Here is a 17231-nt window from a genome sequence, read left to right on the forward strand (position 1 = left end):
ATGGCCAAGAAGGCGCTGATCATCAAGGCGGCCGCGAAGCCGAAGTTCTCGGTTCGCGCGTACACCCGCTGCCAGCGGTGCGGGCGTCCGAAGGCGGTCTACCGCAAGTTCGGGCTCTGCCGGGTCTGCATCCGGGAGATGGCCCACCGCGGTGAGCTGCCGGGTGTGTCCAAGGCTTCCTGGTAAGGGCGACCGCGTCCCGGCTGTCAGCCGGGAACTCCTGCACCGATTAGGTATTGCTCTTCGCCGTAGGCCCGGGGCTGATGCCCCGGGAACCCCGGCGAGAAAGGCTGACGAAATCCATGACGATGACCGACCCGATCGCAGACATGCTCACGCGTCTGCGTAACGCCAACCAGGCGTACCACGATCAGGTGAAGATGCCCTACTCCAAGATCAAGGCGAACATCGCCGAGGTCCTGAAGGCCGAGGGTTACATCGCCACCTGGTCGGTCGAGGAGCCCGAGGAGGGCGCCGTCGGCAAGCGACTGGTCGTCGAGCTGAAGTACGGCCAGAACCGGGAGCGGAGCCTGGCCGGCATCAAGCGCGTGTCCAAGCCCGGTCTCCGGGTGTACGCCAAGTCGGACGGGCTCCCGCGGGTGCTCGGTGGGCTGGGCGTGGCGATCATTTCGACGTCCCAGGGGCTGCTGACCGACCGGCAGGCCCGCAAGCGGAGTGTTGGCGGGGAAGTCCTCGCCTTCGTCTGGTAACGGGAGACTGGTAGAAATGTCGCGAATTGGACGTAAGTCGATCCCGGTACCAGCCGGCGTCGACATCACGATCGACGGGCAGACCGTCAAGGTCAAGGGCCCGAAGGGCGAGCTCCAGCACACGATCGCCGACCCGATCACGATCGAGCGCGCGGAGGACGGGCAGCTGAACGTCAACCGCCCGAACGACGAGCGCAAGGCCAAGGAGCTGCACGGCCTGAGCCGTACCCTGGTCGCCAACATGATCGTCGGCGTGACCGAGGGCTACCGCAAGAGCCTGGAGATCGCCGGCACCGGTTACCGGGTCACCGCCAAGGGTTCGGACCTCGAGTTCGCGCTCGGGTTCTCGCACCCGGTGGTCGTTCCCGCGCCGGCGGGCATCACCTTCACGGTGGAGCGGCCGACCCTGTTCCACGTGGCCGGCATCGACAAGCAGCAGGTCGGTGAGGTCGCCGCCAACATCCGGAAGATCCGTCCGCCGGAGCCCTACAAGGGCAAGGGCGTGAAGTACCAGGGCGAGGTCATCCGCCGCAAGGCCGGCAAGGCAGGTAAGAAGTAATGGGCGAGGTCATCCGCCCCAGCAACGCGAAGGCTGGAAAGGCAGGTAAGAAGTGAGCGCCACGCTGCTCAAGCGCCGCCGCGGCGTCGCCGCCAAGCGCGCCGTTGGGCGTGCGCGTCGGCACTTCCGCGTCCGCAAGAACGTCAGCGGTACGGCCGAGCGTCCGCGCCTGGTCGTCACCCGTTCGCTGCGGCACATGGTTGCCCAGATCGTCGACGACACCAAGGGCCACACCCTGGCGTCGGCGTCGACCCTGGACTCCTCGCTGCGCGGTGCGGAGGGCGACAAGAGCGCCCTCGCCGGCAAGGTGGGCGCCCTGCTCGCCGAGCGGGCCAAGGCCGCCGGCGTCTCCAAGGTCGTCTTCGACCGCGGTGGCAACCGGTACGCGGGGCGAGTCGCCGCGCTTGCCGACGCCGCCCGCGAAGCCGGGCTCGAGTTCTAACAACCCCGTCACGAGAGATAAGGAAGGCTGCTGATGCCAGGTCAACAGCGCCGTGGCGGCGGGTCCGGTGGCAACGAGGGTGGTCGCCGCGACAACCGCCGTGAGGGCGGCCGCGGAAACGCGCCCGTCGAGAAGACCCCGCACCTTGAGCGGGTCGTCGCGATCAACCGCGTCGCCAAGGTCGTGAAGGGTGGTCGTCGCTTCAGCTTCACCGCCCTGGTGATCGTGGGCGACGGCGACGGCACGGTCGGCGTGGGCTACGGAAAGGCCAAGGAGGTGCCCGCGGCGATCGCCAAGGGTGTCGAGGAGGCCAAGAAGCACTTCTTCAAGGTTCCGCGGATCGGTCAGTCGATCCCGCACCCGGTGACGGGTGAGGACGCCGCTGGCGTCGTGCTGCTCAAGCCGGCCTCGGCCGGTACGGGTGTCATCGCCGGTGGTCCGGTGCGTGCCGTGCTGGAGTGCGCCGGGATCCACGACGTGCTCTCCAAGAGCCTCGGCTCGTCGAACCCGATCAACATCGTGCACGCCACCGTGGCGGCCCTGAAGGGGCTTGAGTCCCCCGAGCAGGTCGCGGCGCGTCGTGGTCTGCCGGTGGAGGACGTCGCGCCGGCCGCCATGCTGGCGTCGCGTGCGGGGGTGGCGCGCTGATGGCACGCCTGAAGGTCACCCAGCTCCGGTCCGGTATCGGGACCAAGCACAACCAGCGTGAGTCGCTGCGTTCGCTCGGTCTCAAGCGGATCAACGACGTGGTGGTCAAGGAGGACCGGCCCGAGATCCGCGGCATGATCTTCACTGTGAGCCACCTCGTGAAGGTCGAGGAGGTCGAGTAATGACGATCAAGGTGCACCACCTGCGCCCGGCGCCCGGTTCGAAGACCGCGAAGACCCGTGTGGGTCGTGGTGAGGGTTCCAAGGGCAAGACCGCTGGTCGCGGTACGAAGGGCTCCAAGGCCCGCAAGAACATCTCGGCGGCGTTCGAGGGTGGGCAGATGCCCATCCACATGCGCCTGCCGAAGATGAAGGGCTTCAAGAACAAGTTCAAGGTGGTCTTCCAGGTGGTCAACCTGGACCGGCTCGCCGAGCTGTTCCCGAACGGCGGCCAGGTTGGCCCGCTCGAGCTGGTCGAGGCCGGCGCGGTCCGCAAGGGCCAGCCGGTCAAGGTCCTCGGCACCGGGGACCTTGGCGGGGTGGCGCTCCAGGTGTCGGCGCACGCGTTCAGCGCGTCGGCCAAGGAGAAGATCGCCGCCGCCGGTGGCTCCGCCACCGAGCTGTAAGGCGTACGACCTCGGCGCCCGTCAGTTGTGAGTAACTGGCGGGCGCCTAGGTCTGCCTGGGGCGTGTGCGCCCGGTAACATCGGATTCGGTTTATGTAGCCGGGCACACCTGCCCGGAGCGGGACAGGGCTGTTAGAGTCCCATCCCAGCCATGGATTGCGGGCACTCGCCCGTGATCCACCCCCACCCGCCAGGGATCACCGGCGGCCCGCCTCGCGCAGGAGGAAGAAGTTGCTGTCCGCCTTTCTCAGTGCGTTCCGTACGCCTGACCTGCGCAAGAAGCTGCTGTTCACAGTAGGCATCATCGCGGTCTACCGGCTGGGTGCCACGCTCCCCAGCCCGGGCGTCTCGTACGGCAACGTGCAGAAGTGCCTCGACTCCATCTCCGGGCAGACGACGGGCCCGCTGAATCTGCTCAACCTCTTCTCCGGCGGGGCGCTGCTCCAGCTCTCGGTCTTCGCGTTGGGCATCATGCCCTACATCACCGCGTCGATCATCCTGCAGCTGCTGACCGTCGTGATTCCGCGCCTGGAGCAGCTCCGCAAGGAGGGCCAGGCCGGCCAGGCGAAGATCACGCAGTACACCCGCTACCTGACCCTCGGTCTCGGCGTGCTGCAGGCCTCGGCGTTCGTGGCGCTGGCCCGCTCGGGGCAGCTGTTCCAGAACCGCTGCGACCAGTTCCCGATCATCCCCGAGGGCACCGGCATCCCGGACTGGCTGACCCTGTCCATCCTGGTGATCACCATGACCGCCGGCACCGGCATGGTCATGTGGCTCGGTGAGCTGATCACCGACCGGGGCGTCGGCAACGGCATGTCCGTTCTGATCTTCACCTCGATCGCGGCCCGGCTGCCCGGCGAGGGCTGGCAGATCAAGACCAGCCAGGGCTGGGGCAAGTTCGCCCTGGTCATCGCGCTGGTTCTGGTGGTCATCACCGCGGTCACCTTCATCGAGCAGGCGCAGCGCCGGATCCCGGTGCAGTACGCCAAGCGGATGATCGGCCGGCGGATGTACGGCGGCACCTCGACCTACATCCCGCTGAAGGTCAACCAGGCGGGTGTCATCCCGGTCATCTTCGGTTCGTCGCTGCTGTACCTCCCTCAGCTGGCGCTCCAGTTCTTCGACCAGAACGACCCGGGCAAGGTCCAGGCGTGGATCCAGAACAACCTGGTCGCTCCGAACAGCCCGATCTACATCTCGGTCTACTTTCTGCTGATCATCTTCTTCACGTACTTCTACGTCTCGATCACGTTCAACCCGACCGAGGTCGCGGACAACATGAAGAAGTACGGCGGGTTCGTGCCGGGTATCCGGCCGGGCAAGCCGACGGCCGACTACCTGGACTTCATCCTCAGCCGGATCACCCTGCCGGGCGCGCTCTACCTCGGCATCATCTCCATCCTGCCGAACTTCTTCTTCATCTGGCTGGACAGCCAGCAGTACCAGAACTTCCCGTTCGGTGGCACCGCTGTGCTCATCATGGTCGGCGTCGGTCTGGAGACCGTGAAGCAGATCGAGAGCCAACTCATGCAGCGGAACTACGAAGGGTTCCTGCGGTAGATGAGACTCGTTCTGGTTGGCCCGCCGGGTGCGGGTAAGGGCACGCAGGCAGAGTTCGTCGCCGCGCACCTGTCGGTACCCAAGATCTCGACCGGAGACATCTTCCGCTCGAACGTCACCCAGGGCACGCCGCTCGGCGTCGAGGCGAAGCGTTACATGGACGCAGGCGAGCTGGTTCCGGACGAGGTCACCATCAACATGGTCCGGGACCGGCTGGCCGAGCCGGACGCCAGCGAGGGCTTTCTGCTCGACGGCTTCCCGCGGACGACTCCGCAGGCCGCCGCTCTGGACAAGCTCCTCGCCGATCTGGGCACCGCCCTGGATCTGGTCCTGGAGCTGGTGGTCGACGACGACGAGGTGATCCGGCGGCTCTCCGGCCGGCGCACCTGCCGGGGTTGCGGCAAGATCTGGCACGTCGAGTTCGACGCCACCACCCGGCCGGGCATCTGTGACCGGTGCGGCGCCGAGCTGTTCCAGCGCGACGACGACAAGCCGGAGACCATCGCCACCCGCCTGCGGGAGTACAGCGAGAAGACCGCGCCCCTGGTCGACTACTACGGCGCCCAGGGCAAGCTGGTCGGGATCGACGCCACCGGCCCGGTGGAGGACGTCACCACCCGGGCCATCGACGCCCTGCGGTCGTACGGCGGCTGAGGTTCTTCCCGCGCCGCGGCGGATAGAGTGCGAACAGCGGGGTACGCCAGACGTGCCCCGCTGAATGGCCACGAAAGGTAACCGCTCCATGCGTCGTCCCCAGCTGGACATCCAGCTGAAGACCCCTGACCAGATCGAGAAGATGCGCGCGGCCGGGCTCGTGGTCGCCGAGGCCCTGCGCCGGATGCGCGAGGCGGTGGCCCCCGGCGTGAGCACGGCGGACCTGGACGCCATCGCCGAGTCGACGATCCGCGAGGCGGGCGCCGTCCCGTCCTTCAAGGGCTACCACGGCTTCCCGGCGTCGATCTGCTCGTCGGTCAACGAGCAGATCGTGCACGCCATCCCCTCGCCGGAGCAGGTGCTCGCCGACGGCGACCTCATCTCGATCGACTGCGGCGCGGTGCTCAACGGGTGGCACGGGGACTCCGCTATCACCGTCGGGGTGGGCGACGTCGACCCGGCGCTGCTCAAGATGGCCGAGGTCGCCGAGGACGCGATGTGGGCGGGCATCGCCGCCGCAGCGCGCGGAGCGGCCAGCGGCAAGGGGCGGCTCACCGACATCTCGTACGCCGTGGAGACGGCGGTCCGCAAGGGCGGCCGGTACGGCATCGTCGACGGCTACGGTGGCCACGGCATCGGCACCGAGATGCATCAGGACCCGCACGTGCTCAACCACGGCCGGCCGGGCAAGGGGCCGCGTCTGGTCCCCGGCATGGCGCTGGCGATCGAGCCCATGATCACCATGGCGTCCCCGCGTACGGTCGAACTGGCCGACGGTTGGACGGTCGTCACCCGGGACGGTTCGGTCGCGGCGCACGTCGAGCACTCGATGGCGCTGTTGCCCGACGGCGTGTGGGTGCTCACGGCCTTCGACGGGGGCCGCGCCCGCCTGGGCGACCTGGTCACCGCCCGCCAACCCGCAGAAACCACAACCCCCTGACCCACCTCGCCGGTTGATCATGAAGTTATTGCCCTGACACGCCGGTGCGGCTGGCAATAACTTCATGATCAACCGATGTTCGAGGTCGGGCTGACTGGCGTGGCGGTGGCATGCTTGCCGGCATGGACGGGCGCGACGGGATGCGAGCCGCGGACGCGGACCGCGAGGTGGTTGCCGACCGGCTACGGGCCGCCCTCGGCGAGGGGCGGTTGGACCTGCACGAGTACGACGAGCGGGTGCAGCGGGCCTACGCGGCGCGCACGTACGCCGAGCTGGACGCCCTGCTCACCGATCTACCCCCGGTCACGCCCCCGGAGCATTCGGCCCTGCGGCCGGCCAGCGCGCCGGCTGAGCCGCCCGTCGGCCCGCTCGCGCACGGCCACGTCAATCGTTGGCTGGCCGAGGTCTGGCTGCCGTACGCGAGGGTGATCGCCATCGTGGTGACCATCTGGGGCGTGACCTCGCTGCTGAGCCAGGAACTGCTCTACTTCTGGCCGGCGTGGGTGGCCGGGCCCTGGGGCGTGGTGCTGCTGCTCCGGACAGTCGGCGGGCTGGCCGGGGGAGAGCCGCGCCGGCAGGCGATCGAGCGGGAGCGCCGGCGTGAGCGCAAGCGAGCCAAGCGTGAGCGCCGCCGGGAGCTGCGCACCGACGGGCCGGAAGACCCCGGGCCTGAAACCTGACCCACCCCGATGATCATGGACTTGGTGTCGTCGATCGCGGTGTTTCGCCTCGACAACCTCATGATCGATATTCGGTGGGGCGCGGCTCCGCGAAGATCATCCGAGGGCCGGGTGGGGGAGCGGGGGCCGACGCGAGGCTGCGGTGGGTGGCCAATTTGGCGACGGCGCGCAGGCCGGCGTACACTTTCTGTTCGGCGCACAGCGTCCACTCCGGCATGCCCACCCTGCGCTTCGGTGGGACCTGGAGCCGCGGCTGGCGCGGGCTTCTGATCTTGGTCAGTTTCCCGTGTAAGACGTTGTGGGCCGCCCGGAGCAATCGACGTCAGGACAGCGGAGGACATGCCGAAAAAAGACGGAGCCATTGAGATCGAGGGTCGGGTCATCGAGCCCCTGCCGAACGCCATGTTCCGGGTGGAGCTCGCGAACGGCCACAAGGTGTTGGCTCACATCAGCGGCAAGATGCGGCAGCACTACATCCGCATCCTGCCGGAGGACCGGGTCGTCGTCGAACTCTCGCCGTACGACCTGACCCGCGGGCGCATCGTCTACCGCTACAAGTAGTCCTGACGTCGGCCGGGAAGTCCCGTGTCCGTCTTCGACGTCCGGTCTCGCGCATCGCGCGTCCCCGGGCCAGATGGGAAGTAAGGCAACCGTGAAGGTCAAGCCGAGCGTCAAGAGGATCTGCAACAAGTGCCGGGTTATCCGCCGGCACGGCCGGGTCATGGTCATCTGCAGCGACCCGCGCCACAAGCAGCGCCAGGGCTGACTCAGCCCGTCCGGTCGGAACACGGCCGGGTGGCGTTGGTCCGGGCAGTTCCTCAGCGACACACACATCACACATGCTCGTCCCAGCCGCGAGACGTACTTCTTCGTGGCTGACCCCCGGTCGGAGGCCGGGGCCCGCTCGGGCAGCGACCGATCCCGGTCGCCGGCGCTGACAGCGTCGGAAAGACGGGACGGCCGGTAGCGGGGTGGGACGGGTCCACACCTCCGCCACACATCACGAGGAGTACGCCCGCACATGGCACGTCTAGTCGGCGTGGATCTCCCCCGCGAGAAGCGGATGGAGATCGCGCTCACCTACATCTTCGGGGTCGGTCGCACCCGCGCCCTGGAGACACTCGCCGCCACCGGCATCTCGCCGGACAAGCGCGCTCGGGACCTCACGGACGAGGAGCTCGTGCAGCTCCGCGACCACATCGAGGGCAACTACAAGGTTGAAGGCGACCTGCGCCGCGAGGTCGCCGCTGACATCCGCCGCAAGGTCGAGATCGGCTGCTACGCCGGCATCCGGCACCGCCGGGGCCTGCCCGTGCGTGGCCAGCGGACCAAGACCAATGCACGGACCCGCAAGGGCCCGAAGCGGACCGTCGCCGGCAAGAAGAAGCCCGGCAAGAAGTAGATTTTGACCGGAATTCGGGTCGATGTCGGGTCTAGGAAGACCGGACCCCGCGGCCCAATCCGGAAAGTCAACTAGGAGCGCACAGACTTATGCCACCGAAGGCTCGTGCCGGAGCCGCTGTCAAGAAGGTCCGGCGCAAGGAACGCAAGAACGTCGCCCACGGGCAGGCGCACATCAAGAGCACCTTCAACAACACCATCGTGTCCATCACGGACCCGACCGGTGCGGTCATCTCCTGGGCCTCCGCGGGCCAGGTGGGCTTCAAGGGCTCCCGCAAGTCGACTCCGTTCGCCGCGCAGCTGGCCGCCGAGGCCGCCGCGCGTCGGGCCATGGAGCACGGCATGCGCAAGGTCGACGTGTTCGTCAAGGGCCCCGGCTCCGGCCGGGAGACCGCGATCCGTTCGCTGCAGGCCGTCGGGCTGGAGGTCGGCCAGATCGCCGACGTCACCCCGCAGCCGCACAACGGATGCCGTCCGCCTAAGCGTCGTCGGGTCTGAGAGGTAGAGAGAGATGGCTCGTTACACCGGTGCTGACTGCCGCCGTTGCCGGCGGGAGAAGATGAAGCTGTTCCTCAAGGGCAGCAAGTGCGATGGCCCGAAGTGCCCGTTCGAGTCCCGGCCGTTCCCGCCCGGGCAGCACGGCCGCGGCCGCACCAAGGAGACGGAGTACCTGCTCCAGCTCCGCGAGAAGCAGAAGGCCCGCCGCGTCTACGGCGTGCTGGAGAAGCAGTTCCGTGGCTACTACGAGGAAGCCGTTGGCAAGCAGGCCAAGACCGGTGAGGTCCTCCTGCAGATCCTCGAGTCGCGGCTGGACAACGTCGTTTACCGGGCCGGCTACGCCCACTCGCGGGACATGGCCCGCCAGCTGGTCAAGCACGGTCACTTCATGGTGAACGGCAAGAAGGTCGACATCCCGTCGTACCGCGTCAAGGAGCACGACATCATCGAGGTCCGGGGCAAGAGCAAGGAGCTCACCCCGTTCGTGGTGGCGCAGGCTCAGGCCGGTTCGAAGACGGTGCCGGCCTGGCTGGAGGCAATCCCCAGCCAGATGAAGGTGCTCGTGCACTCCCTCCCGGCCCGGCAGGTCATCGACACGCAGGTCCAGGAGCAGTTGATCGTCGAGCTCTACTCCAAGTAGTCGGGCTCGTTGCGGTGGCCCGCCCTTCGGGGCGGGCCACCGGAACAGTTTGTGTCGTGGACGTCAAATAGCGGGCGTCCTGAAAGAGAAGAGACAACATGCTCATCAGCCAGCGACCCTCCCTCTCCGAGGAGTCGATCAACGAGACCCGGTCGCGGTTCGCCATCGAGCCGCTCGAGCCGGGCTTCGGCTACACCCTGGGCAACTCGCTGCGGCGCACGCTGCTGTCGTCGATCCCGGGTGCGGCGGTCACCTCGATCAAGATCGACGGCGTGCTGCACGAGTTCACCACGATCCCCGGTGTCAAGGAGGACGTGGTCGAGCTCGTCATGAACATCAAGGAGCTGTGCGTCAGCTCCGAGCACGACGAGCCGGTCAGCATGTACCTGCGCAAGCAGGGCCCGGGCGACGTGACGGCGGGCGACATCCAGCCCCCGGCCGGCGTCTCGGTGCACAACCCGGACCTCAAGCTCGCGACCCTCAACGGCAAGGGCCGGCTCGACATGGAGCTGACCGTCGAGCGGGGCCGGGGCTACGTGACGGCTGCACAGAACAAGCAGTCCGGCGCCGAGATCGGCCGCATCCCGGTCGACTCGATCTACTCGCCGGTGCTGAAGGTGACCTACCGCGTCGAGGCGACCCGCGTCGAGCAGCGCACCGACTTCGACCGGCTCATCATCGACGTCGAGACCAAGCCGTCGATGGGCCCGCGTACCGCGCTGGCCTCCGCCGGTTCGACGCTTGTGGAGCTGTTCGGGCTGGCCCGGGAGCTGGACGAGACCGCCGAGGGCATCGACATCGGGCCGTCCCCGCAGGACGCCCAGCTGGCGGCGGACCTCGCTCTGCCGATCGAGGAGCTGGACCTCACCGTCCGCTCCTACAACTGCCTCAAGCGCGAGGGCATCAACTCCGTTGGTGAGCTCATCGGGCGTACCGAGGCCGACCTCCTCGACATCCGCAACTTCGGTCAGAAGTCGATCGACGAGGTCAAGATGAAGCTCGCCGGGATGGGTCTCGGGCTGAAGGACTCGGCTCCGAACTTCGACCCGGCGCACGTCGTGGACACCTTCGGCGAGGCCGACTACGACACCGACGACTACCGCGAGACCGAGCAGCTCTAGTCCGCGCTGCCGCCACAACTGAGGAGCACCAAAAATGCCCACGCCCACCAAGGGCCCCCGCCTCGGCGGCAGCCCCTCGCACGAGCGGCTGATGCTCGCCAACCTGGCGACCGCGCTGTTCCAGCACGGCAAGATCCAGACCACCGAGACGAAGGCCCGCCGGCTGCGTCCGCTGGCCGAGCAGCTCATCACCAAGGCCAAGCGCGGTGACCTCGCCTCGCGGCGGCGGGTGCTGGGTGTCGTCAAGGACAAGGACGTTGTCTACGCCCTGTTCGACCAGATCGCGCCCCGGTACTCCAACCGCCCCGGCGGTTACACCCGGATCGTGAAGACCGGTCCGCGCAAGGGTGACAACGCGCCGATGGCCATCATCGAGCTGGTGGAGGAGCTTCAGGTCGCCGAGCCGAAGGTGAACAAGAAGACCGCCGCCCGCAAGGCCGCGCAGCAGGACAAGGTCGAGGCGCTCGCCCCGGCCGAGGAGGCCCCGCAGTCGGCCCCGGCCGACCAGGACTCCGAGGCGCCGGCGTCGGCGTCCGGTGACACCGACGCCGCCCGCGAGGACAGCGACGAGGCCACCGAGAACAAGGCCTGATCAAGGGCAACGTCGGGCCCGGCACCCCCATCGGGGTGCCGGGCCCGACCCGTAACAGGAGGTACGAGGTGGACGAGCGGATCCGGCTGCGGTTGGACGTCTCGTACGACGGCGCCGGTTTCTCCGGCTGGGCGCCCCAGCCGACCCGGCGGACCGTCGCCGGGGTGCTCGTCGAGACCCTGGACCTGGTCCTCGGCGCGGGCACGGCGACCGGTCTGACCGTCGCGGGTCGCACCGACGCGGGGGTGCACGCCACCGGGCAGGTCTGCCACCTGGACCTCCCCGCCGAGGTGTGGCGGCAGCACGACGGACGGCTGCTGCGCCGGCTCGCGCGGCTGCTCCCCACCGACGTGCGGGTACGGGCGATGTCGGAGGTGCCGGCCGACTTCGACGCCCGGTTCTCGGCCACCTTCCGGCGCTACGAGTACCGGGTGACCGACGCCCCGTACGGCGCCGAGCCGCTACGCCGGCACGAGGTGCTGGCCTGGCCGCGACCGCTGGACCTGGCCGCCCTGAACGCCGCCGCGGCCGGTCTGGTCGGTGAGCACGACTTCGCCGCGTACTGCCGGCGCAAGGAGAACGCGACGACGCTGCGCGAGGTGACCCGGCTGGACTGGCGGCGCGACCCGGACGGCATCCTGGTCGCCACCGTGCAGGCCGACGCGTTCTGCCAGGCGATGGTCCGCAGCCTCGTGGGGGCGATGCTCGCGGCCGGCGACGGCCGTCGGGCGGTCCAGTGGCCGGGCAGCCTGCTCGACCGGCAGGAGCGTTCCAGCGAGGTGACGGTGGCCCCGGCGCACGGGCTCACCCTGGTCGCGGTCGGCTACCCGGCCGACCCGGCCGACTACGCCCGCCGCGCCGACCTGACCCGCCGCCTGCGCGTGCCCGTCGAGGGCTGACAACGGCGGCCGCGACCTCGGCCGCCCGTCGAGAAGGCTGACAACGGCGGCAGCGGACGACGACGGGTGTGCCACCGGTCGGCGGCACACCGGTCGGGCGGAGGCGCGGATCAGTCTCCGGGCAGTTCGCCGTCGCCGCTGCCGCTGCCGCTCTGGGTTCCGCTGCTCTCGGTCGGCGCTGCCGTTGGTTGTCCGGCCGTGCGGCTGTCGGCCCGCCGTTGCAGGACGCCCCGGCTGAGGTGCGCCTCGATCATGTCGAACAGGATCTCCCGGATCTTGGTGTCGCCGGACTTGACCGCGGCTCCGTCCGCGCGGACCACCAGCGCGTACGCCAGGTAGTGGCCCCGGACCTGCCAGCCGACCCGTGCCGGGGCGGTGGCCAGGACATCCGCGTCGTCGCCGGCGGACAGCCCCCGGAACCGGCCCTGCCGGTCGTCGAGGAGTTGCCGGATCCGGTCCCGGGCCCGTTCGGCGCTGACCTTGTCGGTGAGGTTGAACAGGCCGGCAGTGACCAGGTGGTCGCCGCCGGGAGCCCGCAACGTCGCCCGGACGACCTGGTTGCAGCCGAGCCGGACCAGCAGGTCGGCCACCTCGTCGGTGGCGGCGACGGCGCAACTGCCGCTGGAGTGCGTCTTGAGGATCTCGTAGGCGGGCTGGCCGTCGGCGAGCTTCAACTCCTTGCCGGGAAAGAGTTCCTTCGCGGTGAGCGGCGCCTGGTCGGTGTCCCGCGAGTCGAGATCCTGCCGCTGGGTGGAAGCGGACGCGGCGACGTTCGGCTGGTACGTCGGGGTGGCCTGTGGCGCCGGCTTGTTGTCCACCAGCAGCGCGGCGGCGCCCAGACCGCAGAGCGCGAGCAGGACCAGGACGGCCGCACCGCCGACCAGCACCTGCCAGAGTCGCCCGCCGCCGCGCCGCGCGGGCGGCTCCACCGGCTGGGCCGAGGTGTAGACCTGGCTGCGGGGGGCCGCGACCGGGGTGCTGACGCGGGTGACCGGCGGCGGCTGGGTCGACGGCAGCATCAGCTGGTTGGGTCGGGGCAGCGACGGAGCGGGAAACCGGGACGGTGAGGGGCCGGCCGGCGGAGGCGGACCGGCGCCGAGCACGGCCAGGTCGGAGCCGGGCTCCGGGTCCTCGAATGCGTCCTCTTCGGACTCGTACCGATACACCATGTCGCCTAGAGTAGGAGCCATTGTCCCTTTAGGGGGTAATATTGGGAAATGCGGCTGTGGGCCGTGTCGTGGCCGACCCGGGCCGGTGCGAGAATTGCCGGCGTGACCGGCGACCATTACTTCACCGCGCAGCCCGCCAGCGACGCGCCGGCGCGCGAAGTCGAGTTCTCTGTCGCCGACCGCGACTACCAGCTCGTCTCGGCCGGCGGCGTCTTCTCCGCCAGCCGCCTCGACCCCGGCACCGCGGTGCTCCTGCGCAAGGCCGAGCTGCCCGCCGCCGACACCACCGGTGACCTGCTCGACCTCGGCTGCGGGTTCGGCCCGATCGCCTGCGTGCTGGCCGACGTGGCACCGGCGAGCACCGTCTGGGCGGTCGACGTCAACGCCCGCGCCCGCGAACTGACCGCCGTCAACGCGGCCCGGATCGGCGCCGCCGACCGGGTCCGGGTCAGCGCACCGGACGACGTGCCGGCGGACCTCCGGTTCGCGCAGCTGTGGTCCAACCCGCCCATCCGCATCGGCAAGGACGAGTTGCACGAGCTGTTGCTGCGTTGGCTGCCCCGACTCGCCCCGGACGGCGTCGGCTGGCTGGTCGTCGCCCGCCACCTCGGCGGCGACTCGCTGCACCGCTGGATCGTCGACCAGGGTTGGCAGGTCGAGCGGCACGCCAGCCAGAAGGGCTTCCGGGTGCTGCGGGTCACCCGGTAATTGGATGTCCCTCCCGGCCCTCGCTGGGGCAGGATCCCGGCGTGGGATACGTGGACGTGGCAGCGGTCGGGCACATCCTGCCCGACGGTCGGGAACTCTTCGCCGACGTGTCGTTCCGGGTCGGTGAGGGCGCCAAGGTCGCCCTGGTCGGGCCGAACGGCGCGGGAAAGACGACCCTGCTGCGGATGGTCGCCGGTGACCTGCCGGTGCGTACCGGCACCGTCGCGCGGGCCGGCGGGCTGGGCGTGATGCGCCAGTTCATCGGCATGATCGGCGACGAGACGACGCTGGCCGACCTGGCGCTGTCGCTCGCCCCGCCACCGCTGCGCGACGCCGGCCGCCGGCTCGCCGAGACCGAGACGGCCATGCGGGCGGCCGAGGTCCGCGGCAAGTTCAGCAGCGCCGCCGGAAAGGCCCAGCTGGCGTACGCCGACGCGCTCGGCGCCTGGGGCGAGGCCGGCGGGTACGACGCCGAGGTGCTCTTCGACACCGTCGCGACCATCGTGCTCAACCAGCCGTGGGACGCCGTACGGGACCGGCCGGTGCGTACCCTCTCCGGCGGCCAGCAGAAGCGCTTCGCCCTGGAGTTGCTGCTGCGCGGCCCGGACGAGGTGCTGCTGCTCGACGAGCCGGACAACTTCCTCGACGTGCCCGGCAAGCGCTGGCTGGAGGCGCGGCTGCGCGAGTCCACCAAGTCGGTGCTCTACGTCTCGCACGACCGCGAGCTGCTGGCCCAGAGCGCCGACCGGGTGGTGGCCGTGGAGGGCGGCAGCGCCTGGGTGCACCCCGGTGGCTTCGCCAGTTGGTACGAGGCGCGGGTGGCCCGGCACGCCCGTCTCGACGAGCTGCGCCGGCGCTGGGACGAGGAGCACCAGAAGCTGCGCGAGCTGATGCTGATGTACAAGCAGAAGGCCGCGTACAACGACGGGTTGGCCTCGCGCTACCAGGCCGCGCAGACCCGGTTGCGCAAGTTCGAGGAGGCCGGGCCGCCGCCCGTACCGCCGAAGGACCAGGACATCCGGATGCGGCTGACCGGCGGGCGAACCGGCAAGCGCGCGGTCGTCTGCGACCAGCTGGAGCTGGACGGCCTGACCTTCCCCTTCGACCTGGAGATCTGGTACGGCGACCGGGTGGCGGTGCTCGGCGCCAACGGCACCGGCAAGTCGCACTTCCTGCGGCTGCTGGCCCGGGGTGGCACCGATCCCGACCCGGCGAACGGACCGGTCGACGGGGCGGGCGGGCTCGCCCCGGTGACGCACGACGGCACCGCCCGGCTCGGCGCCCGGGTCCGCCCCGGCCACTTCTCGCAGACCCACGACCGACCGGAGCTGATGGGCAAGACGCTCGTCGAGATCCTGTGGCGGGGTGACGAGCACCGCACCGGGATGGACCGGCACGCGGCGATGGGGGTGCTCAGCCGCTACGAGCTGGCCGGGCAGGGCGACCAGCGCTTCGGCACGCTCTCCGGCGGGCAGCAGGCCCGGTTCCTGGTGCTGCTGTTGGAGCTGTCCGGCGCGACCCTGCTGCTGCTCGACGAGCCCACCGACAACCTCGACCTGGCCAGCGCCGAGGCGCTGGAAGCGGGCCTGAACGCGTTCGAGGGGACGGTGGTGGCGGTCACCCACGACCGGTGGTTCACCCGCTCCTTCGACCGGTTCGTGCTGTTCCGGGGCGACAGCGAGGTGGTGGAGACCCCGGAGCCGGTCTGGGACGTGGGCTGAGCGGTCGCCGGGCGGCGGTGCGTCCGGCCGGCATAGGGTGGATCTCGTGACTGAGATGACCTATCGCCGGCTGGGCGACTCCGGGCTCGTGGTGTCCGTCGTCGGGATCGGCTGCAACAACTTCGGCCGCAAGCTCGACCTCGATGGCACCCGCGCGGTCGTGGACGCCGCCCTGGACGTCGGGATCAACCTCTTCGACACCGCCGACATCTACGGCGAGCCGCAGGGCGGCTCCGAGGAGCTGCTCGGGCAGGCGCTCAAGGGACGCCGGGACGACGTGGTGGTGGCCACCAAGTTCGGCATGGACATGAACGGCCTCAACGGTCCGGACTTCGGCGCCCGGGGTTCGCGGCGGTACATCGCCCGCGCGGTGGAGGCGTCGCTGCGCCGGCTCGGCACCGACCACATCGACCTGTACCAGATGCACGAGCCCGACCCGGGCACCCCGATCGACGAGACCCTCGCGGCCCTCGACGATCTGGTCCGCGACGGCAAGGTCCGCTACCTGGGCAACTCCAACTTCGCCGGCTGGCAGATCGCCGACGCCGACTGGGTCGCCTCGTCCAACGGCCGGGCCCGATTCATCAGCGCGCAGAACCACTACAGCCTGCTGGAGCGGTCCGCGGAGGCCGAGGTGATCCCGGCCTGCGAGCGGTTCGGCCTCGGCATGCTGCCGTTCTTCCCGCTCGCCAACGGCCTGCTCACCGGCAAGTACAAGCGGGGCGGGCAGCCGCCGGCCGGCAGCCGGCTCTCCGGCGGTGGCCGGTACGCCGACCGGCTCGCCGCGGCCGACTGGGACACCATCGAGGCGATCGAGGCGTACGCGGCCGAGCGGGGTCTGACCATGCTCCAGGTGGCGATCGGCGGGTTGGCCGCCCAGCCGGCGGTGACCTCGGTGATCGCCGGCGCCACCACGCCCGAGCAGGTGTACGCGAACGCCGCCGCCGGCACCTGGGAGCCCAGCGACGACGACCTGGCGGCGCTGCGCGCCATCCTCTGAGCGCGGCGGGCGCGTGGTCGCCTGAACGACACCGGGCCGGGCCGCTCGTCGCGGCCCGGCCCGGTCGTTTCACTGGCGCCGGAGCGCCGGTCGGTCAGTCGTTCGGCGTCCAGGTGCGGCGGCGGCCGAACAGCATGGCCGCCCCCATCGCCGCGGCGACCAGCACGAGGCCGGCCGCCGCGAACGGCCACCAGCCGGCGCCCGCCCCGCGGTCGCCGGTCCCGTCCGCGGTCACCGCGACCGGTCTGGGGGCCGGAGGTGACTGCGCCGCCCGGGCCTGCACCGTGGCGGTGGCCTTGCCCTGCAGCGGAGCGGGGGAGTTCACCGTCACCTTCCACGTGCCGGTGGAGAGCACCGGGCCGCTGCTGTAGAAGCCCTGTCCCTCGGGCTGTGGCTCCAGTTGCACCGGCCCGACCCGCTGCCCGTCCGGGCCGGTGGCGGTGAGCACCAACCGCACCAGCTGGTCCAGCCGGCGGCCATCGGTGTAGGTGGCCTGGATGGTGACCCCCTCGGCGCCGTCGCCGGCCACCGTCAGCTTGAGTTTGTCGGCTTGGGCGGCCGCCGGGACCGCGGCGAACAGGGTCAGGGCCAGTCCGGCGAACACGGCGGCGACCACCTTGCGGATACCCGTCACGGACATCTCCTCACTACGGATGAGGGAGGC

The 17231-nt window shown here is 70.0% G+C and carries 24 protein-coding genes; 22 read left to right on the forward strand and 2 right to left on the reverse strand.

What is annotated here, in order from left to right; genetic code table 11:
* From ABZT87_RS27205 to truA, 19 genes are all read left to right on the forward strand, one after another.
* A complete protein-coding gene (locus tag ABZT87_RS27205; protein WP_007465272.1) occupies window positions 1-186 on the forward strand; it encodes a type Z 30S ribosomal protein S14 in 186 nt (61 codons plus the stop codon).
* A gap of 116 nt (window positions 187-302) precedes the next feature.
* Window positions 303-710: a 30S ribosomal protein S8 gene (gene rpsH / locus ABZT87_RS27210; RefSeq protein ID WP_007465270.1), complete on the forward strand. Its 408-nt coding sequence runs from the start codon at window positions 303-305 to the stop codon at window positions 708-710.
* A gap of 16 nt (window positions 711-726) precedes the next feature.
* Window positions 727-1269 (forward strand): 50S ribosomal protein L6, encoded by a 543-nt coding sequence (rplF, locus tag ABZT87_RS27215; protein ID WP_354858653.1) that lies wholly within the window; start codon window positions 727-729, stop codon window positions 1267-1269.
* Window positions 1270-1333: 64 nt separating this feature from the next.
* Window positions 1334-1711: a 50S ribosomal protein L18 gene (gene rplR / locus ABZT87_RS27220; RefSeq protein WP_355068567.1), complete on the forward strand. Its 378-nt coding sequence runs from the start codon at window positions 1334-1336 to the stop codon at window positions 1709-1711.
* Window positions 1712-1744: 33 nt separating this feature from the next.
* Complete coding sequence (gene rpsE / locus ABZT87_RS27225) at window positions 1745-2359, forward strand: 30S ribosomal protein S5 (protein WP_007465263.1); 615 nt, start codon at window positions 1745-1747, stop codon at window positions 2357-2359.
* Window positions 2359-2541: a 50S ribosomal protein L30 gene (gene rpmD, locus ABZT87_RS27230; RefSeq protein WP_007465262.1), complete on the forward strand. Its 183-nt coding sequence runs from the start codon at window positions 2359-2361 to the stop codon at window positions 2539-2541. Before rpsE ends, rpmD begins: the two co-directional genes overlap by 1 nt.
* Window positions 2541-2984, forward strand: coding sequence for a 50S ribosomal protein L15 (gene rplO, locus ABZT87_RS27235; protein ID WP_007465260.1), 444 nt, complete (start codon window positions 2541-2543; stop codon window positions 2982-2984). Before rpmD ends, rplO begins: the two co-directional genes overlap by 1 nt.
* A gap of 231 nt (window positions 2985-3215) precedes the next feature.
* Window positions 3216-4544 (forward strand): preprotein translocase subunit SecY, encoded by a 1329-nt coding sequence (secY, locus tag ABZT87_RS27240; protein WP_354858647.1) that lies wholly within the window; start codon window positions 3216-3218, stop codon window positions 4542-4544.
* Entirely contained in the window at window positions 4545-5198 is a 654-nt protein-coding gene (locus ABZT87_RS27245; protein WP_007465256.1) for an adenylate kinase, read from the forward strand.
* Between the two features lie 88 nt (window positions 5199-5286).
* Window positions 5287-6138, forward strand: a complete 852-nt coding sequence (gene map, locus ABZT87_RS27250; RefSeq protein WP_354858645.1) for a type I methionyl aminopeptidase — start codon at window positions 5287-5289, stop codon at window positions 6136-6138.
* 122 nt (window positions 6139-6260) lie between these two features.
* Entirely contained in the window at window positions 6261-6818 is a 558-nt protein-coding gene (locus ABZT87_RS27255) for a DUF1707 domain-containing protein (RefSeq protein ID WP_355139099.1), read from the forward strand.
* Between the two features lie 339 nt (window positions 6819-7157).
* The gene (gene infA / locus ABZT87_RS27260) at window positions 7158-7379 is read left to right on the forward strand and encodes a translation initiation factor IF-1 (protein ID WP_007073013.1); all 222 of its coding nucleotides are present in this window, start codon (window positions 7158-7160) and stop codon (window positions 7377-7379) included.
* 91 nt (window positions 7380-7470) lie between these two features.
* Window positions 7471-7584, forward strand: a complete 114-nt coding sequence (gene rpmJ, locus ABZT87_RS27265) for a 50S ribosomal protein L36 (RefSeq protein WP_043965539.1) — start codon at window positions 7471-7473, stop codon at window positions 7582-7584.
* Window positions 7585-7839: 255 nt separating this feature from the next.
* The gene (gene rpsM, locus ABZT87_RS27270; RefSeq protein ID WP_007465236.1) at window positions 7840-8220 is read left to right on the forward strand and encodes a 30S ribosomal protein S13; all 381 of its coding nucleotides are present in this window, start codon (window positions 7840-7842) and stop codon (window positions 8218-8220) included.
* Between the two features lie 89 nt (window positions 8221-8309).
* Window positions 8310-8717: a 30S ribosomal protein S11 gene (gene rpsK, locus ABZT87_RS27275; RefSeq protein WP_030329919.1), complete on the forward strand. Its 408-nt coding sequence runs from the start codon at window positions 8310-8312 to the stop codon at window positions 8715-8717.
* Window positions 8718-8730: 13 nt separating this feature from the next.
* Complete coding sequence (gene rpsD / locus ABZT87_RS27280) at window positions 8731-9357, forward strand: 30S ribosomal protein S4 (RefSeq protein WP_354858640.1); 627 nt, start codon at window positions 8731-8733, stop codon at window positions 9355-9357.
* 98 nt (window positions 9358-9455) lie between these two features.
* A complete protein-coding gene (locus ABZT87_RS27285) occupies window positions 9456-10478 on the forward strand; it encodes a DNA-directed RNA polymerase subunit alpha (RefSeq protein ID WP_007465227.1) in 1023 nt (340 codons plus the stop codon).
* 34 nt (window positions 10479-10512) lie between these two features.
* Complete coding sequence (rplQ, locus tag ABZT87_RS27290; RefSeq protein WP_354858638.1) at window positions 10513-11070, forward strand: 50S ribosomal protein L17; 558 nt, start codon at window positions 10513-10515, stop codon at window positions 11068-11070.
* Window positions 11071-11138: 68 nt separating this feature from the next.
* A complete protein-coding gene (truA, locus tag ABZT87_RS27295) occupies window positions 11139-11969 on the forward strand; it encodes a tRNA pseudouridine(38-40) synthase TruA (protein ID WP_354858636.1) in 831 nt (276 codons plus the stop codon).
* Between the two features lie 110 nt (window positions 11970-12079).
* Here truA and ABZT87_RS27300 read toward each other — a convergent pair whose 3' ends face one another.
* Window positions 12080-13138: a hypothetical protein gene (locus tag ABZT87_RS27300; RefSeq protein ID WP_355139101.1), complete on the reverse strand. Its 1059-nt coding sequence runs from the start codon at window positions 13136-13138 to the stop codon at window positions 12080-12082.
* 102 nt (window positions 13139-13240) lie between these two features.
* Here ABZT87_RS27300 and ABZT87_RS27305 point away from each other — a divergent pair, with 102 nt between their 5' ends.
* The 3 genes from ABZT87_RS27305 to ABZT87_RS27315 are packed head-to-tail and all read left to right on the forward strand — an operon-like array spanning window position 13241 to window position 16567.
* Window positions 13241-13846 carry a methyltransferase gene (locus tag ABZT87_RS27305; RefSeq protein ID WP_354858630.1) on the forward strand — a complete coding sequence of 202 codons (606 nt, stop codon included), beginning with the start codon at window positions 13241-13243 and terminating at the stop codon, window positions 13844-13846.
* A gap of 41 nt (window positions 13847-13887) precedes the next feature.
* Window positions 13888-15567 (forward strand): ATP-binding cassette domain-containing protein, encoded by a 1680-nt coding sequence (locus ABZT87_RS27310; RefSeq protein ID WP_355068556.1) that lies wholly within the window; start codon window positions 13888-13890, stop codon window positions 15565-15567.
* Window positions 15568-15604: 37 nt separating this feature from the next.
* Window positions 15605-16567 carry an aldo/keto reductase gene (locus ABZT87_RS27315; protein WP_355068558.1) on the forward strand — a complete coding sequence of 321 codons (963 nt, stop codon included), beginning with the start codon at window positions 15605-15607 and terminating at the stop codon, window positions 16565-16567.
* 94 nt (window positions 16568-16661) lie between these two features.
* Here ABZT87_RS27315 and ABZT87_RS27320 read toward each other — a convergent pair whose 3' ends face one another.
* Window positions 16662-17201, reverse strand: a complete 540-nt coding sequence (locus ABZT87_RS27320; RefSeq protein WP_355139103.1) for a hypothetical protein — start codon at window positions 17199-17201, stop codon at window positions 16662-16664.
* Between the last annotated feature and the right edge of the window lie 30 nt (window positions 17202-17231).

It is taken from the genome of Micromonospora sp. NPDC005237 (genome assembly GCF_040607775.1).
In the GTDB taxonomy this organism is placed as follows: Bacteria; Actinomycetota; Actinomycetes; order Mycobacteriales; family Micromonosporaceae; genus Micromonospora.

Coding starts and splice junctions, on each gene's coding strand:
- rplF (WP_354858653.1), top strand. CDS start 727: ATGTCGCGAATTGGACGTAAGTCGATCCCGGTACCAGCCGGCGTCGAC.
- rplQ (WP_354858638.1), top strand. CDS start 10,513: ATGCCCACGCCCACCAAGGGCCCCCGCCTCGGCGGCAGCCCCTCGCAC.
- rpsM (WP_007465236.1), top strand. CDS start 7,840: ATGGCACGTCTAGTCGGCGTGGATCTCCCCCGCGAGAAGCGGATGGAG.
- ABZT87_RS27245 (WP_007465256.1), top strand. CDS start 4,545: ATGAGACTCGTTCTGGTTGGCCCGCCGGGTGCGGGTAAGGGCACGCAG.
- rpsE (WP_007465263.1), top strand. CDS start 1,745: ATGCCAGGTCAACAGCGCCGTGGCGGCGGGTCCGGTGGCAACGAGGGT.
- ABZT87_RS27205 (WP_007465272.1), top strand. CDS start 1: ATGGCCAAGAAGGCGCTGATCATCAAGGCGGCCGCGAAGCCGAAGTTC.
- rpmD (WP_007465262.1), top strand. CDS start 2,359: ATGGCACGCCTGAAGGTCACCCAGCTCCGGTCCGGTATCGGGACCAAG.
- ABZT87_RS27285 (WP_007465227.1), top strand. CDS start 9,456: ATGCTCATCAGCCAGCGACCCTCCCTCTCCGAGGAGTCGATCAACGAG.
- ABZT87_RS27255 (WP_355139099.1), top strand. CDS start 6,261: ATGGACGGGCGCGACGGGATGCGAGCCGCGGACGCGGACCGCGAGGTG.
- rpsD (WP_354858640.1), top strand. CDS start 8,731: ATGGCTCGTTACACCGGTGCTGACTGCCGCCGTTGCCGGCGGGAGAAG.
- rpsH (WP_007465270.1), top strand. CDS start 303: ATGACGATGACCGACCCGATCGCAGACATGCTCACGCGTCTGCGTAAC.
- ABZT87_RS27300 (WP_355139101.1), bottom strand. CDS start 13,138: ATGGTGTATCGGTACGAGTCCGAAGAGGACGCATTCGAGGACCCGGAG.
- map (WP_354858645.1), top strand. CDS start 5,287: ATGCGTCGTCCCCAGCTGGACATCCAGCTGAAGACCCCTGACCAGATC.
- rplO (WP_007465260.1), top strand. CDS start 2,541: ATGACGATCAAGGTGCACCACCTGCGCCCGGCGCCCGGTTCGAAGACC.
- rpsK (WP_030329919.1), top strand. CDS start 8,310: ATGCCACCGAAGGCTCGTGCCGGAGCCGCTGTCAAGAAGGTCCGGCGC.
- infA (WP_007073013.1), top strand. CDS start 7,158: ATGCCGAAAAAAGACGGAGCCATTGAGATCGAGGGTCGGGTCATCGAG.